Source organism: Rhodobacter viridis (genome assembly GCF_003217355.1).
In the GTDB taxonomy this organism is placed as follows: domain Bacteria; phylum Pseudomonadota; class Alphaproteobacteria; order Rhodobacterales; family Rhodobacteraceae; genus Rhodobacter; species Rhodobacter viridis.
The window spans coordinates 382,944-401,729 of sequence record NZ_QJTK01000001.1 but is presented as its reverse complement, the minus strand read 5'-3'; the positions used below and the strand labels follow the sequence as shown (position 1 = coordinate 401,729).

Sequence of the window (18,786 nt, the reverse complement as noted above, 5' to 3'; positions counted from 1 at the left end):
ATGATCACCGCCACCCCGAACCGTTACGCGCTTCTGGCCGATATCGGCGGCACCAACACGCGGGTGGCGCTGTCGGATCATGGGCGGCTCCTGCCCGAATCGATCCGCCGCTATGCCAATGCCGGTCAGCCCGCGCTGGAACCGATCCTGAGCGCCTACATGCAGACCGAGGGTGTGACCGATCTCGCGGGCGCCTGCGTGGCCGCGGCCGGTCCGGTGCGCGATGGTGTCGCCCATATGACCAATCTCTCCTGGGTGATCGAAAGCACGTCGATTGCCAAAGTCACCGGGGCCGAGACGGTCGCGGTTCTGAACGATCTGCAGGCGCAGGGCCACGCACTGGGCCATCTCGCCCCCGAGGCGGTCGCGACCGTTCTGCCCGGCCAACCCGCCCGGCCCGGCTCGGCGCAGCTCGTCATCGGCGTCGGCACCGGCTTCAACGCCGCGCCCGTGCATGAAGCCCCGGGTGGACGCATCGTCACCGCCTCGGAATGCGGCCACATCACCTTGCCCACCGTCACCGACGAAGACATCCGCCTGATGCGTTTTGTCGAGGCCGCACATGGCTTTGCCGCCGTCGAAGATGTGCTGTCCGGCCGCGGGCTTGAGCGTGTCTTCGCCTTTGCCGCCGCCGAGGCCGGGCAACCGCACAGCCTGACCGCCGCCGAGGTGATGGCCGAAATCACCGCCCGCAGCCCACTTGGCCTTGCGACCGCGCGCATCTTCGTGCGCCACCTTGGCGCCGTCGTCGGCGATCTGGCGCTGATCCACCTGCCCTTCGGCGGCATCCATCTGTGCGGCGGCGTCGCCCGCGCCTTCACGCCGCTTCTCTCCGAATTCGGTTTCGAGGCCGCGATGCGCGCCAAGGGCCGGTTCTCGGATTTCCTCGCCGCGTTCCCGGTGCAGGTGATCGAGGACGACTACGCCGCGCTCGTCGGTTGTGCGGCGCATCTGCACGCCTGTGCCCCCCGGATCTGAGCCGAAGCCCATAAAAGGCAACAAGATGGCAGGGTAAAAAACCCTGTGCCGTCAAACCTTATTTAACCCGCAGCCGGTAATCCTCTTTCATGCAGGAATGAAAGGGGAACACGTGTCCGTTTTCCAAACCCATCTTTTGGCGAGGTCGGAATGACCACGATCGCCCTTGCTTCACGGCTCGACCTGTCGCAGGTCACACCGCTCGCCACAGCCTTGCGCGGTGCGGCCGGTGCCGATCTTGTCCTCGATGCTTCGGCCGTTACCCATCTGGGCGGGCTTGCTTTGCAAGTCCTGGCCTCCGCCGCAAAAAGCGCGCGGCAGGCTGGAACCTCACTCATCATCACACCGCGATCGGACGCCTTTGACGACGCTCTTGCCGTCTTTGGCCTTTCGCCCGCGGACATTCAAACCGGAGAGGCCGCATGAGCCTGACTGTCCTTGCGGTCGATGACAGCCGCACCATCCGCGACATGCTGAAACTTGCCCTGACAGATGCGGGGATCACGCTGCACCTCGCCGAAGACGGGGTTCACGGGCTCGAGGTGCTCGACGGCATCGCGCCCGACGCGATCATTTCGGACATCAACATGCCCCGCCTCGACGGCTTCGGCTTCATCGAAGCCGTGCGGGCGCAGGACAAGCACCGGGCGACACCGATCCTCGTGCTGACCACCGAATCCGCCCCCGAGCTGAAGGCCCGCGCCCGCGCGGCAGGTGCCACCGGCTGGATCGTGAAGCCTTTCGACCCGCCGAAGCTGGTCAAGGCGCTGCAAATGGTTACCGGCTGAGGAGAGCGAGATGGCAACGGACCCGATGGCAGAAATCCGGGCCAGTTTCTTCATCGAATGTGAAGAGCTGCTCGAAAGCCTGCAGGATGCCCTGTCCGACATGGACGAGGGCAGCCATGACAACGAGACGATCAACATCGTTTTCCGCGCGGTCCATTCCATCAAGGGCGGCGCGGGGGCCTTTGGCCTTGATGCGCTGGTCGCCTTTGCCCACCGCTATGAAACCGTTCTGGACGAACTGCGCTCCGGCCGGATGACGATCACGCCCGACGCGATGAAACTGTTCTTTCAGGCAGCGGATTTCCTGCAGGACCACGTCCGCGCCGCCCGCGATGCGGCGCCGCCGCCCGAGGGCTCGGAAGACTGCCTCGTGTCGCTCGAAGCCCTGATCGGCGGCGGCGCCGGTCCGGTCGTCGAGGAAGAAGTGACCGATTTCCAACCGATGGGCCTGGCTTTCGACTTCGGCCCCGTCGACGAAGCGCCCGCAACCCCGGTCTGGACCGTCCGGTTCCGTCCCTCGGCCGCGCTGTTCAGCTCGGGCAACGAGCCTTTGCACCTGCTGCGTGCGCTCGGAAAGCTCGGGGCGAGCAGCACGACCTGCGATCTGTCGCGCCTGCCGCCGCTTGAGTCCCTCGATCCCGAAAGCTTCTGGCTGGAATGGGTGGTCGAGATCACCGGCGACGTCACCGATTTCGACATCCGCGAAGTCTTCGATTTCGTCGAAGACGTCTGCGAGATCGAGATCACCAGCGGCGCAGCAGCGACCTTGCCGTCGGGCGCAGCAGATTTCGCGATGCCCGATTTCGGAATGCCCGGGGCTGCCGCGCTCGATCTGCCGCCTCTGACGCCCGATCCTGAAGATCCGGTCCCGGTCGCCGCGGCTCCTGCGCCGCAGGCCGAGGTCATTGCGATTGCCAAATCCGAACCGCGGGTCGAGGCCCCGCCGCCGCCCCCTTTCGTGGCAGTTGAGATGCCCGCGGCGTCGGGCAACGGTCCGGCTCAACGCGAGGCGGCCTCCGAGCCTTCGGCCACGGTGCGCGTCGATCTCGACCGCATCGACCGTCTCGTGAACCTGGTCGGCGAGCTGGTGATCAACCAGGCGATGCTGGCCCAAAGCGTGGCCGAAGCCGGGCTGCCGCCGAATTCGGCGGTGATGACCGGGCTTGAAGCCTTCATGATGCTGACGCGCGACATCCAGGACAGCGTGATGATGATTCGCGCCCAGCCGGTGAAGCCGCTGTTCCAGCGCATGGCCCGGATTGTCCGCGAGGCGTCGAGTGCCGTCGGCAAGGAAGTGCGTCTGCGCACCGAGGGCGAAGCGACCGAAGTCGACAAGACCGTGATCGAGCGGCTCGCCGACCCGCTCACCCACATGATCCGCAATGCCGTCGACCATGGCCTGGAAACGCCGGAAAAACGCCGCGCGGCGGGCAAGACCTCCGAAGGGGTGATCACGCTCTCTGCGCAGCACCGCTCCGGGCGTGTGGTGATCGAGGTGGTCGACGATGGCGCGGGCATCAACCGTCCAAAGGTCCGCGAGATTGCAATCTCCAAAGGCCTCGTGGCTCCGGATGCGCAACTCAGCGACAGCGAGATCGACAACCTTCTCTTCCTGCCCGGCTTCTCGACGGCGGATCAAGTGTCGGCCCTCTCCGGTCGCGGCGTCGGCATGGACGTTGTCCGGCAGGCGATCCAGTCGCTCGGCGGTCGCATCACCATCCATTCGGAACCCGGCAAGGGCACGCGCTTCTCGATTTCGCTGCCACTGACGCTCGCCGTGCTCGACGGCATGGTGGTGAATGTCGCGGGCGAAACCCTCGTGGTGCCGCTCTCGGCGATCCTCGAAACCGCGACCCTCACCGACGAGGACATCCGCGCGCTTGGTCCGAACACGAACGTGATCCATGTCCGCGGAGCCTTCGTGCCGCTCTATGACCTCGGCGCAGAGCTGGGCTATCGGGCGCCGAAGTCGAGTTACGCCGGTGGCATCGTCTTGCTGACCGCGCAGGAAAACGGCACCCGCTCCGCCCTTGTCGTCGACTCGATCCTTGAGCAGCGGCAGGTGGTGATCAAGGGGCTGCAACGCAGCTACGGCCATATCCCCGGCGTCGCCGCCGCCACCATCCTTGGCGATGGTCAGATCGCCCTGATCCTCGACCCGCCCGATCTTGTTCAAAACGCTTCCGGACGCACCCGGAGCCCAGCCTTCGCACTTGCAGGATGACCGCCATGACCCTGGAAAAAAGCTCGCAAAACTCCTCCGAAGTCGAACTCCTGTCATTCCGGCTCGCCGACGAGGAATACAGCGTCGACATCATGTCCGTCCGCGAAATCCGTGGCTGGACCCGCGCGACCCCCCTGCCGCACGCACCGATGCATGTGCGCGGCGTGATCAACCTGCGCGGCACCGTGCTGCCGGTGGTTGATCTGTCGGTGCGTCTCGGCATGGAACCCGTCGTGGGTGATGCCCGCAACGTCATCATCGTCGTGCAGGTCGGCTCGCAGACTGCGGGGCTTCTGGTCAATGCGGTCTCCGACATTCTGGCGCTGCCGCGCACGGAACTGCAACCGCCACCGGAACTGGCCGCGGATTGTGCCCACAGCTTCATCGAAGCGCTGACCATCGTCGATGGTCGCATGATCCGTGTGCTCGACCTCGGCGCCGTGTTGCCCGACGAAAACGCCGAGGCAGCATGACCCAGCATCATCCCCATCTGGCGGTTCCCCCCGCTCCAAGCGAAAGCGAGCTGACTGCGATTGCCCGCGTTCTCTACGAGCAGGCGGGGATCGTCCTTGCACCGGGGAAAACCTCGATGGTGCAGTCGCGACTTGGCAAACGCCTGCGCGCGCTCGGCCTGAAGGATTATGGCAGCTACATCCGTCTGATCACCTCGGATGAAGGCCATGAGGAACGTCGGTCCATGGTTTCGGCCCTGACGACGAACGTCACGCAGTTCTTCCGCGAGAACCACCATTTCGAGACCTTGCGTTCCACGACCCTGCCCCCTTTGCTCGAACAGGCACGCGCGGGCAAGAAAGTCCGGATCTGGTCGGCAGGTTGCTCAACCGGGCAAGAGGTGTTTTCGATCGCGATGGTGCTTGCCGATATGGCACAGGATCTGGCTCGGCTGGATATCCGGTTGCTTGCAACGGATATCGATCCGCAGATGATCGCGCGCGGCCGTGCGGCGGTTTACGAAGAGAATACGCTCTCGACCATTCCGAAGCCGCTGCAACGCTTCGTGACCGTCGAGAAGGACGGAGTACATATCGTTCCGGCGCTGCGCAATCTGGTGTCGTTCCGTGAACTGAACCTGCATGACACCTCCTGGCCGATGCGGGGACGGTTCGACATCGTCTTTTGCCGCAACGTCGTGATCTATTTCAGCCCGGAAGATCAGCTTCGCCTCTGGCGCCGCTTTGAATCTGTGCTCAATCCGGGCGGATGGCTTTTCGTCGGTCACTCCGAACGTATCCCGCTCGAACCGCCCAGCCAGCTGTCCACGGCCGGTATCACAACTTACAAGCTTCCCAATCCGGAAGCCTCGATCGGAGGCCCGAAATGGCACTGAGAGATCAATTGAGGGTCATGGTCGTTGACGACATGTCCACCAGCCGCGGCCTGATCACACAAGCCCTCGATGCAATGGGAATCCGTCAGGTCGGGTATGCCACCGACGGTCCGGGGGCGTTGCAGATCTTGGACAAGACACCGGTCCATCTGGTGATCTCGGACTACAACATGCCCGGGATGGATGGGCTGCAACTTCTGCACGCACTGCGCACGAACCCGAAGACCAAGGGGCTCGGCTTCATCCTGATCACGGGGCGTGCGGATCGCGAAATCATCGACACGGGCAAGCGGCTGGGGATGAACAACTTCCTCAAGAAGCCGTTCACCCCGCAAGAACTGCGCAGCTGCATCGAAGCCGTGGTGGGCCGGCTATGATTGATCTGTCCACCATCGCCGCGATACCCATTGAAAGACGAGATCTTCCGCTCGACGCGCTTGCTGCGCGGATCGGCGACGAGCTCGACACCCTTGCCCGTCTTTCCTCGGAGGTTCAGCGCGCCATTTCGCTGTGCCATTTTGCCGATCACACCGATGCAGCCGCCATTCGCGGCCTGCAAGGCATCGATCGGATCACTCAGGCGCTCGAGGATCTCGGGCGCCTGATGGCCGCCGTCTCGACGGAGATGCCGCAAGACGTGAAACTGCACGCAGTTCCGATCCTGTCGCGGCTCCGCCTTCATGAGCTGGCGACAAACCTCGATCCGGAACTCCAGCGCCATGAAGTTCAGGAGGAGGAGCAGGGGGAGATTCAGTGGTTCTGAGGCCCATCACGAAACGGGCTCTCCCCTTTGCGCTCAGCGCAGGACGCTGCTGCTAAGCATGAGTGATGTCTGTCAAAGCGCGACGCAGACACTTTGAACTGCGCCAAGGCGCGCTTCTTCCATGTATTTGAAAGCGGGCGACCGGGCTCAGATCTCCGCGGGCACCGGTTCCGGCGTCACATGCGCCGATATGGCCTAGACCACACCGAAGGCGAGCCTGTTATCAAGGCCCTAAGCGCCGATCGGATCACCTTTGCCGAACCCCGATCTGATCTTCCTCTGAACCTGTCCAAGCTCCCTCTCCGTCAGAGATCAGAACCGCCAGACCTCGGCGCGCTCAGAGCTCAGTCACGACCCAGCTTCGCATTCCGCGCGGCGCGCAATTTCGCGAAATCCTCTCCCGCGTGATAGCTCGACCGGGTCAGCGGCGTCGCCGAGACCATCAGGAACCCCTTGCCATAGGCGGCCTTTTCGTAATCGGCGAACTCCTCGGGTGTCACGAAGCGCGCAACGGCATGGTGTTTCGGCGTCGGCTGCAGATATTGGCCGATGGTCAGGAAATCGATATCGGCGGCCCGCATGTCATCCATCACCTGACTGACGCCCTGCCGATCTTCACCAAGCCCGACCATGATCCCCGATTTCGTGAACATCGCCGGATCGAGTTCCTTGACCCGTTGCAACAGCCGCAGCGAGTGGAAATAGCGCGCCCCGGGACGAACCGTCGGATAAAGACCGGGCACGGTCTCCAAGTTGTGGTTGAACACATCCGGCCGTGCTTCAACAACCTTTTCCAGCGCTTGCGGCCCGCATTTGAGGAAGTCCGGGGTCAGCACCTCGATTGTCGTCTCGGGCGAGCGATGCCGGACAGCGCGGATCGTTTGGGCAAAGTGCTCCGCCCCGCCGTCTTCGAGATCGTCGCGATCGACCGAGGTGATGACAACATGCTTGAGCCCGAGCGTCGCCACCGCATGAGCCACCCGACCCGGTTCAAAGGCATCCAGCGCATCGGGCTTGCCGGTCGCAACGTTGCAAAAACTGCACCCCCGCGTGCAGGTCTCGCCCATGATCATCATCGTCGCGTGACCATGGCTCCAACACTCGCCGACGTTCGGACAGCCCGCTTCCTCGCAGACGGTGACGAGCTTGTTCGACTTCAGCAGATCGCGCGTTTCCTTGTAGCCCTGCGAGGTCGGCGCCTTGACCTTGATCCAGCCCGGTTTCTTCGGCTGGGCATTGTCGGGACGATGCGCCTTTTCCGGGTGGCGCAGGCTGGGCGCCTTCGGGGCCGGGTCCTGAGTGTCGGGCATCGGGCTTCCTTTCGCAGCGAACGTCCTCTCAGATAGGACGAAAGCCCGGCCGATGCAAATGGCTCACCGCTCGAATAAACCCGCCCATCCCAACGCGGCGATAAGCCCGAAGACAAAGATCGTCGAGAGTATCGGGACGAATGGCTCGATCCGACGACGGCCAGCAAGGAGCTTCATCTGCTCTGCGGTCGGGGCCGGTCGATCACCCGCAGCCCGCCGGATCAGCCCGAGGATGGCCTCATCATCCCCCGGTTCCGTGACGAAGGACATCAGGTTCACACCGCGCCGTTTCTGCCCGGGCTGCATCGGCAGGAACACCAGGTCTCGATACGCGAAATTCGGGCCGTCCAGAAAGACTTGGGCATAATCACCAAGCTCTATCGTGGTCGGACGACCAAACAAGTCTCTGCGGATGATGCGGCCCTCGTCAATCTCGAGGCGCGGCAGACCGCATGCGCTTGCGACACTCAATCCCCCCCAGCCAAGCGTTATTACGATCACCACGCCCAGCAAGAACCAATCACTCGGCGGCACCGCTGTGAGCCCAACCCGGGCTATATCTGGCAGAACATCCCACAAGGTGAACCCTGCCCAAATGACATAGCACAATCCTGACAAGTTCGATATCTTCGGGGGATTGGCAGGCAATACGACCGGTAGGGTCGAGAAACGAAAATACAATTTATTCGACATTTTTCGACAGGCCTCGCGAATAGGCCAAGCGTCGCAATCGCAGCGTCAACAGTCAAGACATGCATTGGCACAGTTGGGCCGGTCCGGTGTCAAGACCGGCCCGAAGCCGCCGGTCAACCGATCAGTGGCGAGGCCCCGCCGTAAGTCTCGTCGTAATGACGCTTGAGCCGCATCAGCGCGATGCGCAGCACGATCTTGCCCGAGCGCGCCGACCAGCCCATGCGCCGCTCGGCCGACTCCAGCCCTTCGAGAAAGCAGCAGCAGCGCAGCACCATGTCACCCAGCCCCGGACCAAGGTCGGAGAGCGCCGCCGCCACGCGCTCGCGGGCGCGCTCGGAGCCGCCCGGACCGCCCTGCCCAAGGTCGGGGCGATATTGCCCCCTTGCGCCGCCCGTCATGAACCTTTCCCAGTTCTGCGCGACGCGCGGCCCCATCTGCGCAAGCTCGAAATCTTCCCGAAGCCGCTCGCCCGCGGCGACCAGCTCGGGCGGCAGGAACGGGCGTCCATCGGCATCGCGCCGTCGCGCCAGCACGCCAAGCGGGCTCTCGGCCAGGTTCATCCGCATCCGCGTCAGTCGTCCCTGCCCCTCGTTCACCGTGCGCTCGCCCCACTCGCGATGGCTGTCGGCGTGCGGGTTCGGCGGGTCGGTCTCGGGATCGCGCCCCTCGGCGGCGGCCTCGGCTTCAAGAAGCCGTTTCAGCGCCCCGCGCCCCGCGGCGGAAAGCTCGTAGCTCGTCACCCGCCCGGCGTGCTTGACCGTGATCCAGCCGTTCAGCGCGAAGCTTTGGGCAACCTCGCGCTCCACCACTGCCGTGCGCACCGTGCCCCGCAGCACCACCGCCTTTTCCATATCCGCCGCGATGATCAGCAGCGCGCCGAGTTCGGACAAGCGTCTGAGCACCCGTCGCCCCTCACGCGAAAGCGTCTCGATATCGGGGGTGGGGTCGGGCTCAGGGGCACGGATCTGGGCGATCATCGCGGTGTCATCCTCTTTGGTCGAGGCAGCAGGTGCAGCGGGAGAGGATCGGCCAAGCCGGGTCAAAGCTTCGTCGACAAGCGGATCATCGCGGCGCTGCTCGATCCGGCGGACGCGGCGCAGGATGGTCGAGGCATGGCAGCCCTCGGCCTTCGCCAGTTGCCGGATCGGCACGCCCTCCTCGACGTGACGCAGGTAAAGCCGCGCGTAGTCGGGCAACCAGGCAGGCAGCTGCTGCGAAGCGTGCATGGTCTTCATTTCCGTCTCCCAGTTCGTTACGCTCTTCAAAAGACAAGCGAAAACGGCACTTGCAACCGTGGGTTGCTTTGGTTACCCCTTCGTTAAGAAATGGGGTGATCCTCAAAATTCTTTAAAAAATCTAAAGATTACCAACTGCAGCGCACGATTGTCATGGCTTTCGCGCAACACCCGTCAAGGTTGTGCTTTCCTTGTTCAAGCTGAGTGCGGGGATCACGATGTGCGAAGAAATCGACCAGATGGCGCAGTTGCGCCGCCCGAAGCTGCTGATCCGGGCGGCGCGTTTTGGACAAAAGGACTACGAGCGTGGCCGCGACCTGAAACGGCTTCTTGCCGCGCGCGACTTGCCAAGACCCGAGGAGGCGCTGCGCGCTCTTCTGGCCGAGGAAGACGCGCTTGAGACCGCGCGGCGCGACGGGGCGGCCGGATACAGTTTCCTGCGCCACATCGAGGTGCTGATCGCGATGATGGCCGAGGCGCGCCTGCTGCCCCGGCTGCAGGCGGCGCCGACGGTCCGGGTGGCCTGATCGGCGCGTCGGGTTCAGCGCGCCTTGAACAGCGACCCGAGTACCCCGCGCACGATCTGCTGCCCGGCCTTGCTGCCAAGCTGTCGGGCCAGCGACTTGCCGAAGACCTCGGCGATGCTGTCACTGCGCGAGGCCGCCGACGACGCGCGAGCAGGCTTCGGGCGTTCGGGCTCTGCGGCGCTGGGCTTGTAGGGCTCGTAGCGACGGGCCCGGTTGAATTCGAGCGTCGCCGGACCAGCGGTGGCCGGGGCGGCCTCGGCAGCCGCGGCTTCGGAGGCGGCTTTTTCGGCTTTCGCCGTCAGCAGCTCGAAAGCGGACTGCCGATCGACCGGCGTGTCATATTTCGTCCCGAAGGGAGAGCTCGCCATCACCGCGCGGCGTTCTTCTGCGGTGATCGGCCCCAGACGCGACTGCGGCGGGCGCACCAGCGTGCGCTCGACCACGCCGGGGACGCCTTTCGCGTCGAGAAACGAGGTCAGCGCCTCACCCGTGCCGACTTCCTTGATCGCGGTTTCGGTGTCGAAGCGCGGGTTCGGACGGTAATTCTCGGCCGCGCGCTTGAGATCCTTCTGATCCTTCGCGGTGAAGGCGCGCAGCGCATGTTGCACGCGGTTGCCGAGCTGCCCCAGTATTTCCTCGGGAACGTCCGCGGGATTCTGCGTGATGAAGTAAATCCCGACGCCTTTCGAGCGGATCAACCGCGCCACCTGCTCGACCTTGTCGACCAGCGCCTTGGGCGCGTCGTCAAACAGCAGATGCGCCTCGTCGAAGAAGAAGACGAACTTCGGACGGTCGGGATCGCCCACCTCGGGCAGCTCCTCGAAGAGTTCGGACAAGAGCCACAGCAGGAAGGTCGCGTAAAGCCGCGGGCTCGCCATCAGCTTGTCGGCCGCAAGAATGTTGATCCGGCCCCGCCCGTCCGGCGCCACCGTCATCATGTCGGACAGCGCAAGCGCGGGTTCGCCGAAAAACGCCGTCGCGCCCTGATTTTCAAGGATCAGCAGCTGGCGCTGGATCGCCCCCACCGACTCGGACGAGATATTGCCGTAGCGCAGCTTCACCTCATCGGCCCGCTCGCCCACATGCACGAGCATCGCGCGCAGATCGGCCAGATCAAGCAGCGCCAGCCCCTCGGCGTCGGCAAGATGGAAGGCGATGTTGAGCGCCCCCTCCTGCGCCTCACTCAGTTCAAGCAGCCGCGCCAGCAGCAGCGGCCCCATCTCGGAAACCGTCGTGCGCACCGGATGGCCCTGCGTGCCGAACATGTCCCAGAAGGTGACCGGATAGGCGCGATAGGAGAGATCGTACCCGATCGTGGCCGCACGTTTGACGAAGGGCTCGTGCAGCTTTGCCGTCTCGGACCCCGCCGCCGCGATCCCGGCCAGATCGCCCTTCACATCGGCCATGAAGACCGGAACTCCTGCCGCCGAGAACCCCTCGGCCAGAACCTGCAGCGTCACCGTCTTGCCGGTGCCGGTAGCCCCCGCGATCAGGCCGTGACGGTTGCCAGCCTTCAGCAGAAAGTCCTGCGCCGTGGCGTACCCCTCCCCGCCGCCGCCCACGAAAATGCCCGTTTCGCTGAGAACTGCACGCATCTCGCCCCCCCTTGCTCCCCCGCAAAGCGTTGATCACCGATGCCAGGAACAATACTTGTTTAACCCTTTTGTGCCAGTCTGGAGTTGTCCCGGTTCGGGCCCATTGGCCGCGGGACACTTCCTCCCTGTCAGACTGACCGCGCCTTCGGGCGCGGTTTTTTATTTCCCCCGGATCGCCTCCTGACGCGCCGATCACGGCGGATCATCATTGCGTGTTGACCTGCGATGTTTTCCGCACTAGCGTCCCGACCAATGACATAGTCGGCCAGTCCGACAGGGGGAAAACGGGGCTCCGGAAACGGAGCCCTTCTCATTGAAACCCCTTGAAAGGTCACGTTCCCATCACGCAAGTTTCACCGCCTGAGCCCGCCAGTTCCGAGCGTCGGGCGCTTTTGGCCCTGACAGGCTGCAGGTCCCATGCTAAGGCGGATTCATCCCCACCGGAGGACATTTGATGATCAAGAACACCACCTCGATTGCCCTGATACTCGCTGCCAGCCTTGCCGCGCCGATGGCTCTGGCCGAGGACGCCGCAGCGCCGGCGCCCGCTGCACCCGCCGCCGCAGCCCCCGCCGCGCCGGCCGCCGAGCCATATGTCAAGACGACCGAAGGCGACTGGAAAGTGCAGTGCATCAAGGCGCAGGACGGCACCGAAGCCTGCGAGATGTTCCAGCTGATGGCAGACACCGCGGGCAACAAGGTTGCCTCGATTTCGATCCTGCCGCTGCCGAAGGGCAAGGAAGCCGTCGCGGGGGCCACGATCGCAACCCCGATCGAGTCGGCCCTGACCGCGGGGGTCACGCTGCAGATCGACACGCAAAAAGCGGTCACCCTGCCCTATGCCTTCTGCTCGAAAGACGCCTGCTTCTCGAATGTGGCGCTGAAAGACAAGGATCTTGATCTGTTCAAGAAGGGCAACAAGATCACCATGACCATCGTTCCGATGGCCGCGCCCGACAAGAAAGTCGAACTGGCGATCTCGCTCAAGGGCTTCAGCGCCGGCTGGGATGCAACTGTCCAGAAGTGATCCGCAACTCAGGATCATCTGCGAAGACATTGAAAGACGCCGCCTTTCGGGGCGGCGTCATTGTTTGGAGAGGATCAGTACCGCGTTCAGACCGCCAAAGGCAAAGGCATTGGTCATGACGGTCTCCACACGCGCGGCCCGCGCGATGCCCGGAACGACGTCCAGCGGACAGTCGGGATCGGGCGCGTCATAGCCAAGCGTGGGGGCGATGACACCCTCGTTCAGCGCCATCAGACAGGCCAGAAGCTCGATCGCCCCGGTCGCGCCGATGCAATGGCCGTGCATCGCCTTCGTCGAGCTGACCGGAACCTGCGACAGGCGGTCTCCGAAGATATCCGCGAGCGCCGCAGCCTCGGTCTTGTCATTCGCCGCCGTGCCGGTGCCATGAGCGTTCACGTAGCCGATCGCCTCGGGCGTGATCCCTGCATCTGCAAGCGCCCCGCGCATCGCGCGCGCCGCCCCCTCGCGCGAGGGCATGACGATGTCGCTTGCGTCCGAGGTCATGGCGAAGCCCTTGATCTCGGCCAGAATTTCGGCGCCCCGTGCCTGTGCGGACTCGAAGCTTTCCAGAACGAAAATCCCCGCGCCCTCGCCCTGCACCATGCCGTTGCGACCGGCTGCAAAGGGGCGGCAGCCATCGGGCGACATCACCCGCAGGCCTTCCCAGGCCTTCAACCCGCCGAAATTCAGCATCGATTCCGCGCCGCCCGCCAGCATCCCGTCGGCCATGCCGGAGCGGATCATCTGGAACGCCAGCCCGAGCGCATGGTTCGAACTGGCGCAGGCCGTCGCGACCGCAAAACTCGGCCCCATCAGCCCGAATTCCATCGACACATGCGAGGCGGCCGCATTGCCCATCAGCCGCGGCACGGTGAAAGGATGCACGCGGTTCTTGCCCTCGGCATAAACGGCGCGATAGGCCTCGTTCACCGTGGCATTGCCACCGCCCGCCGTGCCGATGATCGCGCCCCAGCGGGTCGGATCGCCCGGCTCGCGCGCAAGCCCCGCCTGCGCCATCGCCTGCCGTGCGGCAACCAGCGCGAACTGCGTGAAACGGTCGAAGAACGACAGCTTGCCCTTGTCGAAATGCACCTCGGGCGCGAAGTCGCGCACCTGCGCCCCGATCCGGATCGTCAGCCGCTCGACATCGGCAAAGTCAAGCGCGCCGATCCCGCAGCGCCCCTCCGCCATCGCGGCAAAGGTGCCTTTCACGTCAGGGGCCAAAGCATTGACCGTTCCGGCCCCTGTGATCACAACACGTCTTTGGGTCACGCCAGCGCCGCCTGCGGACCCGAGATCAGCCGCTCGACCGCCCGCACGATCGAGCCGACCGAGGAAATGTCGAACTCGCTCTGCGTCGGTTCGTTGGCGTTGAAGGGAACGGAAACCCCGAAGGTTTCCTCGATCGCGAAGATCATCTCGACGAGGCCAAGGCTGTCGAGCCCAAGTTCGTCAAGCGTCATGTCCGGGCGCACTTCGGTGGGTTCCATCGCAGCCTCGCGGGCGATGATCGAAAGAATCTTCTCTTGCATATCGGGCCTCATCTGGCTGTTACTCCGTGCCCTTCTTCTGCGTGAGATTTGTAACAGTTTCCCGAAGTTCGGCCATTTGCGCAAAGAGTCGCGGCAGACGGCGGATGTTCTTCCAGGCTTCGACATGGGTTTCCATCTTCACCGCCGGATACCCAAGCAGAACGCGGCCCGCGGGCGCATTGGTGAAGATCTTGGTGGCGCCGCCCGCGATCACGTCATCGCCGACGAAGATGTTGTCGTTCACCCCGCATTGGCCACCCATCACCACCCGATCCCCGATCCGCGACGAGCCCGCGATGCCGACCTGACCGCAGAGCAGACAGTCGCGGCCCACCTGCACGTTGTGGCCGACGTGAACAAGGTTGTCGAGCTTGGTGCCCGAGCCGATCATCGTCGCCCGCACTGTGCCGCGATCGATGCAGACATTCGCGCCCAGTTCCACATCATCGCCGATGACGACCGTGCCAAGCGAGTGGATGCGGGTCCAGCTTTGCTCCTTGATCGTGTCGCGCTGGCCGAGCGTCTCGCGGATTTCCTCGACACCGGATTTTTCGGGCGTGACGAAGGAAAACCCGTCCGAGCCGATCACCGCGCCGGGCTGGGCGATGAAACGATCCCCGATCACCACCCGCGCGCCGATCTTTACGCCTTGCAGGACAAGGGCTTGCTCGCCGATCTTCACATCTTCGGAAATGCAGGCATGGGCCGCGATCCGCGCGCCCTCGCCAATACGAACCCCGCGGCCGATGACGACGAAGGGGCCGATCGCCGCGCCCGCGCCGATCTCGGCCGTGGGGTCGATCACCGCGGTGGGGTGGATGCCGGGCGCGATCTCCGGGCCCGGGTCGAAGGCTTTCGACAGCCCCGCCATTGCCAGCCGCGGCCGCGCCACGAAGATCGCCGCCTTCAGCCCCAGCCCCTGCCAATCGGTGCCCTCGGGCAGGATCGCCGCCAGCGCCTTGCCCTGCGCGAGCCCCGGAATGTATTTTTCGCTCATCGCGAGGGCGATCTGCTTCGGCCCTGCCGATTGCGGCTCGGAGGCACCTTCGATCGGCAGGGAAATGTCTCCTTCGGCACGCGCCGCAAGTGCCCGTGCAATGGTTTCGACCGTCTGCGCCATGGATCAAGCCCCTCGTTGAGCGGCGCCGTCCCGCGCCTCGTCCCCGATTTAATTCGTCAGCGGAGCCAATTCCACCCCCGCCTTGTCGAGCGCGGCAAAGAGGGCGGCATCCCGCCCGTAGACATCGTCGCGATACTCGATCCGACCACGGGCATTGGGCAGAGCGGTGAAATAGACCAGATGCACCGGCACCGGTTCGCGCAGCTTCACCGTCGTCTCGGCACCCGTGTTCAGCACCGATTTGAAATAGCCTTCGGGGTCCGATTCCTGAGCCGCCAGAAGCGCATAGGCCAGATCGAAGGGCCGACCGACGCGGATGCAGCCGTGGCTGAAGGCGCGGACATCCTTCTGGAACAGCGACTTCGAGGGCGTGTCATGCAGGTAGATGTTGTAGGGGTTCGGGAACAGGAACTTCACCAGCCCGAGCGCATTGCCGTTCGAGGGCGCCTGCCGCATCGCAAAGGGGAAGTTGCGCGCATTATAGGCGGCAAAGTTGACCGACCCCCGCGAGACGGCCCGGCCCCGGCTGTCGATCAGCTGGATGTGCCCCGCTGCGCCCGGATTGCGCTGCATCATCGGCAGGTATTCCTTGACGGTGATCGAGCGCGGCACGGACCAGCTCGGGTTGATCACCATCATCTCCATCTGATCGGAGAATTCGGGAGTGCGCCGGTCGCCCTGGTTCATGCCGACCACGGTGACCGTCTCGAAGCTCATCTTGCCGTCGTCGATGACCCGCGCGGTGAAATCGGGCAGGTTCACCCAGATGTGGCGCTTGCCCAGATCCAGGCCGTTCATCCAGCGCAGCCGCTCCATCGCGACAAGGATCGACTTCATCCGCTCTTCGGGAGCGCGGTTGATCTCGGCCAGCGTGCCCTCGCCCGCGATGCCATCGGCCTTGATGCCCTGATCGAGCTGATAGGTCTGCACCGCGGTCTGCAGCGCGGCGTCGTAGCTCGCCGCCACCGAGCGATCAAGATAGCCCATGCGGATCAGCCGATCGCGCAGCGTCACCACCGCCGGGCCAGTGTCGCCCGGACCGAGCCGCTTCGCCGAAACCTGAGGCCCCCAACCGCCCGTCGCGATCTGCGTCTGCAGATCGAGCCGCGCTTTCACCAGCGCCGCGTAGCGCGGCGATTTCGGCGTCAGATCGCGCAGGAACCGCGCCGGAGCCGGACTCGCCGCCAGACCGCTCAGCAGCGCCTGCGGATCGGGGCGACGGATCTCGCGCACGATGCCGGGATCGATCTTCTTCGGCTCGAGCGCGCCCGAGTTGATGTCGCGCGCCCAAGCCAGATAGGCCAGCGATACGGCCGCCTCGAGCTGCCCCCGCTCGCGCTCGGTCTCGATGCTGGCGAACCGCGCCCGCAGATCATCGGCGCCATAGCGCGCCGACGGCAGGCCATTGGCATCCGCCTGATCGAGGGCGGCGAAAAAGGCCGCGCGCCGGGTCGCGGACTCGGCCGTCGTCCAGAGCGGCGCATAGCCGTGGGTCGCATAAAAAGCGGACAGGTCGGGACTGACGGCCGTGCTTTCGGCCACGGCCTGCGCAAAACCCGAAATCGTCTGCGCCCGTGCCGGATCTGCCGCAACAAAGGGCGCCATCGCCCCCCCGGCCATCATCATCGCAACGAGGGCGGCACGCCCCATCCCACTACAATATGCAGTCATTCTGTTCCCACTACAGAAGAGTAGCTCGCAACCTGTGGGAAAACCTTGCGCAAGTCCATCCCCGCAGGCGGTTGACACGGCCTTTTGCCGCGTCAGCCGCGCGACAGATGCAAACGCGCCACAGAATCTGTTAGGACTCGTTAACGGCAAGAAATCGCCGAATGGTGGGGTTTTCCCTACCCCGTAAAAAATGACAATTTGAAACACGATTCTCTTCGTGCCATAACTTCGCCACGGAATCCGGATACGTTCGGATCAAGCCGCAATACTTCAGACGGCATAGACCGAGGGACAGGCGAACCAAAATGAGCACGATCACGACTTCTCGTCGCGGGCTTCTTGCGGCCTTTGCTGCCACGCTTGTGGTGGCAGCTCCGAAAGCCTCCAACGCGTTCGGGTTCCTGCGTGGGGCTGGCGATATCCGCCGGATCCACATGTATTCCGGTCGGACCGGTGAAAGCCTCGACACGATCTACTGGATCGAAGGCGAGTATGTTCCCGAAGCGCTGAATGAAATCACCCGCTTCATGCGCGACTGGCGCACCAATGATGTGAAGACGATCGACCCGCGGACCGTCGACATCGCCGCTGCCTCGCACCGCCTGCTAGACAGCTCCGAGCCCTACATGCTGCTCTCGGGCTACCGTTCGCCGGCGACCAATGCGATGCTGCGCTCGCGCTCGCACGGGGTTGCGCGCAATTCTCTGCACATGAAGGGCATGGCTGCCGATCTGCGGATGAGATCGCGCTCGGTCGGTCAGATCTATTCGGCCGCGCTGTCCTGCCGCGCTGGCGGTGTCGGCCGCTACAATCACTCGGGCTTCGTGCACATGGATTGCGGTGATATCCGCAGTTGGCAGGGCTAATCCTTCCCCCTGAGGAAAACTTTCGGGAAACCACGCCCGGAACCGGTGCTTTTCCAATATTTTCCAACAGGTTGCACGACAGTGCGACATCTGGAAAACTCTGCGTAAAAGATGCGTCGCCGACCCCGATTTGCGAGACAAGATGATCTCGATCGCGGGGCGCTTTGCCAGAGACCGTCGACAGTTAACGCTTTGTCAGCCTTCCTCGCCTAATCTCGACGCCGGATCAGAATGACCGGATCGAGGTTTGGAATGAGAAGCAGACTTGTCGTGGCCACGCCCGTTGGGCTTGACGAATTTTACGCCACGAAACCGACTGGTCAGACTTTCGAACGCAGCCTGTCCGATCAGTGCGACATCCTGCTTTATCCGTCCAACACCGCCGGGCTCTCGCGTGTCTACAACGACGCCATCGAGCGATCGAAGGACGAATATGACACCCTGATCTTCTGCCACGATGACGTGTTCTTCGTCGATCATCACTGGCTTGGGCATTGCCACGACGGGATGCAGGCTTTCGACATCATCGGCGTCGCGGGATCTGTGCGCCCCGTTCCCGGTCAAGTCGCCTGGTGCTTTGAGGACGAGCATGGCACGCGCGTCGACAAGGAGAAGATGGCGGGCTCCATCGCGCATGGAACAAGCTGGCCGCCGAAGCGCGTGAACCGGCTGGGCCCCTCGCGCATCCCGGTCGATCTGATTGATGGTGTCTTCGTGGCCTGCCGGATGAGCGCGCTGATCGAGAGAAACCTTCGTTTCGACGAGCGGTTCGATTTCCACTTCTATGACGTCGATTTCTGCCTTGCCGCCCGTCAGGCGGGTCTGACGCTTGGGGTCTGGGATATCGCCCTGATGCACGAGAGCCGGGGCCAGTTCGGAACCGAAAGCTGGCATCTGAACCGGCTGAAATATCTGCAGAAATGGAACAGCTCGCCCGTGCCGCAATCAGCGGCTTGAGCGCTTCCGGCACATTCGGGAAAGCAAAGGCGCCCCTCGGGCGTCTTTTCATTTCAACGTCTTGGAGAAATGGCGCACCCGACAAACGCCGCAGGCGCTTTTCACGTCGTTTCAATCTGTAATATCTTTCTTTCCTTATCAAGAACTTAGGC

20 protein-coding genes are annotated in these 18,786 nt (G+C 63.8%); 12 read left to right on the top strand and 8 right to left on the bottom strand.

The features are described from left to right. The 8 genes from C8J30_RS01955 to C8J30_RS01920 all read left to right on the top strand — a co-directional run bounded on the left by C8J30_RS01955 (position 1) and on the right by C8J30_RS01920 (position 6,101). A complete protein-coding gene (locus tag C8J30_RS01955) occupies positions 1-978 on the top strand; it encodes a glucokinase (protein WP_110804030.1) in 978 nt (325 codons plus the stop codon). A 150-nt stretch (positions 979-1,128) separates the two neighbouring features. After that, on the top strand, positions 1,129-1,404 hold the full coding sequence (locus C8J30_RS01950) for an STAS domain-containing protein (RefSeq protein ID WP_110804029.1): 276 nt from the start codon (positions 1,129-1,131) through the stop codon (positions 1,402-1,404). After that, the gene (locus C8J30_RS01945) at positions 1,401-1,766 is read left to right on the top strand and encodes a response regulator (protein ID WP_013067490.1); all 366 of its coding nucleotides are present in this window, start codon (positions 1,401-1,403) and stop codon (positions 1,764-1,766) included. The genes C8J30_RS01950 and C8J30_RS01945 overlap by 4 nt, the downstream gene beginning before the upstream one ends. A 10-nt stretch (positions 1,767-1,776) precedes the next feature. Further along, positions 1,777-3,990 (top strand): chemotaxis protein CheA, encoded by a 2,214-nt coding sequence (locus tag C8J30_RS01940; RefSeq protein ID WP_110804028.1) that lies wholly within the window; start codon positions 1,777-1,779, stop codon positions 3,988-3,990. A gap of 5 nt (positions 3,991-3,995) precedes the next feature. After that, entirely contained in the window at positions 3,996-4,463 is a 468-nt protein-coding gene (locus C8J30_RS01935; protein WP_110804285.1) for a chemotaxis protein CheW, read from the top strand. Next, positions 4,460-5,338: a CheR family methyltransferase gene (locus tag C8J30_RS01930; RefSeq protein WP_110804027.1), complete on the top strand. Its 879-nt coding sequence runs from the start codon at positions 4,460-4,462 to the stop codon at positions 5,336-5,338. Before C8J30_RS01935 ends, C8J30_RS01930 begins: the two co-directional genes overlap by 4 nt. Beyond that, complete coding sequence (locus C8J30_RS01925; RefSeq protein WP_110804026.1) at positions 5,329-5,715, top strand: response regulator; 387 nt, start codon at positions 5,329-5,331, stop codon at positions 5,713-5,715. Before C8J30_RS01930 ends, C8J30_RS01925 begins: the two co-directional genes overlap by 10 nt. Continuing rightward, positions 5,712-6,101, top strand: a complete 390-nt coding sequence (locus C8J30_RS01920) for a hypothetical protein (RefSeq protein WP_110804025.1) — start codon at positions 5,712-5,714, stop codon at positions 6,099-6,101. Before C8J30_RS01925 ends, C8J30_RS01920 begins: the two co-directional genes overlap by 4 nt. 344 nt (positions 6,102-6,445) lie before the next feature. Here the strand turns inward: C8J30_RS01920 and lipA are convergent, their stop codons facing one another. The 3 genes from lipA to C8J30_RS01905 all read right to left on the bottom strand — a co-directional run bounded on the left by lipA (position 6,446) and on the right by C8J30_RS01905 (position 9,339). Next, positions 6,446-7,411, bottom strand: coding sequence for a lipoyl synthase (gene lipA, locus C8J30_RS01915; RefSeq protein ID WP_110804024.1), 966 nt, complete (start codon positions 7,409-7,411; stop codon positions 6,446-6,448). A 63-nt stretch (positions 7,412-7,474) separates the two neighbouring features. Continuing rightward, on the bottom strand, positions 7,475-8,092 hold the full coding sequence (locus C8J30_RS01910) for a hypothetical protein (RefSeq protein ID WP_220033687.1): 618 nt from the start codon (positions 8,090-8,092) through the stop codon (positions 7,475-7,477). A gap of 125 nt (positions 8,093-8,217) precedes the next feature. Then, positions 8,218-9,339 (bottom strand): DUF6456 domain-containing protein, encoded by a 1,122-nt coding sequence (locus C8J30_RS01905; RefSeq protein ID WP_110804022.1) that lies wholly within the window; start codon positions 9,337-9,339, stop codon positions 8,218-8,220. Positions 9,340-9,530: 191 nt separating this feature from the next. Between C8J30_RS01905 and C8J30_RS01900 the strand changes: the two genes are divergently transcribed. Further along, positions 9,531-9,866: a DUF6477 family protein gene (locus C8J30_RS01900; RefSeq protein ID WP_342767499.1), complete on the top strand. Its 336-nt coding sequence runs from the start codon at positions 9,531-9,533 to the stop codon at positions 9,864-9,866. 14 nt (positions 9,867-9,880) lie between these two features. Here C8J30_RS01900 and C8J30_RS01895 read toward each other — a convergent pair whose 3' ends face one another. After that, positions 9,881-11,461: a helicase HerA-like domain-containing protein gene (locus C8J30_RS01895; RefSeq protein WP_110804021.1), complete on the bottom strand. Its 1,581-nt coding sequence runs from the start codon at positions 11,459-11,461 to the stop codon at positions 9,881-9,883. A 454-nt stretch (positions 11,462-11,915) separates the two neighbouring features. Between C8J30_RS01895 and C8J30_RS01890 the strand changes: the two genes are divergently transcribed. Next, complete coding sequence (locus C8J30_RS01890; protein WP_110804020.1) at positions 11,916-12,488, top strand: invasion associated locus B family protein; 573 nt, start codon at positions 11,916-11,918, stop codon at positions 12,486-12,488. Positions 12,489-12,545: 57 nt separating this feature from the next. Here C8J30_RS01890 and C8J30_RS01885 read toward each other — a convergent pair whose 3' ends face one another. From C8J30_RS01885 to C8J30_RS01870, 4 genes are read right to left on the bottom strand one after another with little or no spacing between them, the layout of a single operon-like run. Continuing rightward, positions 12,546-13,760, bottom strand: a complete 1,215-nt coding sequence (locus tag C8J30_RS01885) for a beta-ketoacyl-[acyl-carrier-protein] synthase family protein (RefSeq protein WP_110804019.1) — start codon at positions 13,758-13,760, stop codon at positions 12,546-12,548. Beyond that, entirely contained in the window at positions 13,757-14,032 is a 276-nt protein-coding gene (locus tag C8J30_RS01880) for an acyl carrier protein (protein ID WP_110804018.1), read from the bottom strand. The genes C8J30_RS01885 and C8J30_RS01880 overlap by 4 nt, the downstream gene beginning before the upstream one ends. 7 nt (positions 14,033-14,039) lie before the next feature. Continuing rightward, complete coding sequence (locus C8J30_RS01875; RefSeq protein ID WP_110804017.1) at positions 14,040-15,140, bottom strand: UDP-3-O-(3-hydroxymyristoyl)glucosamine N-acyltransferase; 1,101 nt, start codon at positions 15,138-15,140, stop codon at positions 14,040-14,042. A 48-nt stretch (positions 15,141-15,188) separates the two neighbouring features. After that, a complete protein-coding gene (locus C8J30_RS01870; protein ID WP_245909683.1) occupies positions 15,189-16,790 on the bottom strand; it encodes a L,D-transpeptidase family protein in 1,602 nt (533 codons plus the stop codon). A 326-nt stretch (positions 16,791-17,116) separates the two neighbouring features. On the opposite strand from C8J30_RS01870, the gene C8J30_RS01865 reads away from it, so the two are divergent. Together C8J30_RS01865 and C8J30_RS01860 are read left to right on the top strand one after the other, a co-directional pair. Next, the gene (locus C8J30_RS01865) at positions 17,117-17,677 is read left to right on the top strand and encodes a YcbK family protein (RefSeq protein WP_110804016.1); all 561 of its coding nucleotides are present in this window, start codon (positions 17,117-17,119) and stop codon (positions 17,675-17,677) included. Positions 17,678-17,929: 252 nt separating this feature from the next. Next, positions 17,930-18,634: a glycosyltransferase gene (locus C8J30_RS01860; RefSeq protein ID WP_220033686.1), complete on the top strand. Its 705-nt coding sequence runs from the start codon at positions 17,930-17,932 to the stop codon at positions 18,632-18,634. Positions 18,635-18,786 lie beyond the last annotated feature (152 nt).

Bases quoted from the DNA above. Each gene is read 5' to 3' on its own strand.
- C8J30_RS01955 (WP_110804030.1), top strand. From the start codon at position 1: ATGATCACCGCCACCCCGAACCGTTACGCGCTTCTGGCCGATATCGGC.
- C8J30_RS01950 (WP_110804029.1), top strand. From the start codon at position 1,129: ATGACCACGATCGCCCTTGCTTCACGGCTCGACCTGTCGCAGGTCACA.
- C8J30_RS01945 (WP_013067490.1), top strand. From the start codon at position 1,401: ATGAGCCTGACTGTCCTTGCGGTCGATGACAGCCGCACCATCCGCGAC.
- C8J30_RS01940 (WP_110804028.1), top strand. From the start codon at position 1,777: ATGGCAACGGACCCGATGGCAGAAATCCGGGCCAGTTTCTTCATCGAA.
- C8J30_RS01935 (WP_110804285.1), top strand. From the start codon at position 3,996: ATGACCCTGGAAAAAAGCTCGCAAAACTCCTCCGAAGTCGAACTCCTG.
- C8J30_RS01930 (WP_110804027.1), top strand. From the start codon at position 4,460: ATGACCCAGCATCATCCCCATCTGGCGGTTCCCCCCGCTCCAAGCGAA.
- C8J30_RS01925 (WP_110804026.1), top strand. From the start codon at position 5,329: ATGGCACTGAGAGATCAATTGAGGGTCATGGTCGTTGACGACATGTCC.
- C8J30_RS01920 (WP_110804025.1), top strand. From the start codon at position 5,712: ATGATTGATCTGTCCACCATCGCCGCGATACCCATTGAAAGACGAGAT.
- lipA (WP_110804024.1), bottom strand. From the start codon at position 7,411: ATGCCCGACACTCAGGACCCGGCCCCGAAGGCGCCCAGCCTGCGCCAC.
- C8J30_RS01905 (WP_110804022.1), bottom strand. From the start codon at position 9,339: ATGAAGACCATGCACGCTTCGCAGCAGCTGCCTGCCTGGTTGCCCGAC.
- C8J30_RS01895 (WP_110804021.1), bottom strand. From the start codon at position 11,461: ATGCGTGCAGTTCTCAGCGAAACGGGCATTTTCGTGGGCGGCGGCGGG.
- C8J30_RS01890 (WP_110804020.1), top strand. From the start codon at position 11,916: ATGATCAAGAACACCACCTCGATTGCCCTGATACTCGCTGCCAGCCTT.
- C8J30_RS01880 (WP_110804018.1), bottom strand. From the start codon at position 14,032: ATGAGGCCCGATATGCAAGAGAAGATTCTTTCGATCATCGCCCGCGAG.
- C8J30_RS01875 (WP_110804017.1), bottom strand. From the start codon at position 15,140: ATGGCGCAGACGGTCGAAACCATTGCACGGGCACTTGCGGCGCGTGCC.
- C8J30_RS01870 (WP_245909683.1), bottom strand. From the start codon at position 16,790: ATGGGGCGTGCCGCCCTCGTTGCGATGATGATGGCCGGGGGGGCGATG.
- C8J30_RS01865 (WP_110804016.1), top strand. From the start codon at position 17,117: ATGAGCACGATCACGACTTCTCGTCGCGGGCTTCTTGCGGCCTTTGCT.
- C8J30_RS01860 (WP_220033686.1), top strand. From the start codon at position 17,930: ATGAGAAGCAGACTTGTCGTGGCCACGCCCGTTGGGCTTGACGAATTT.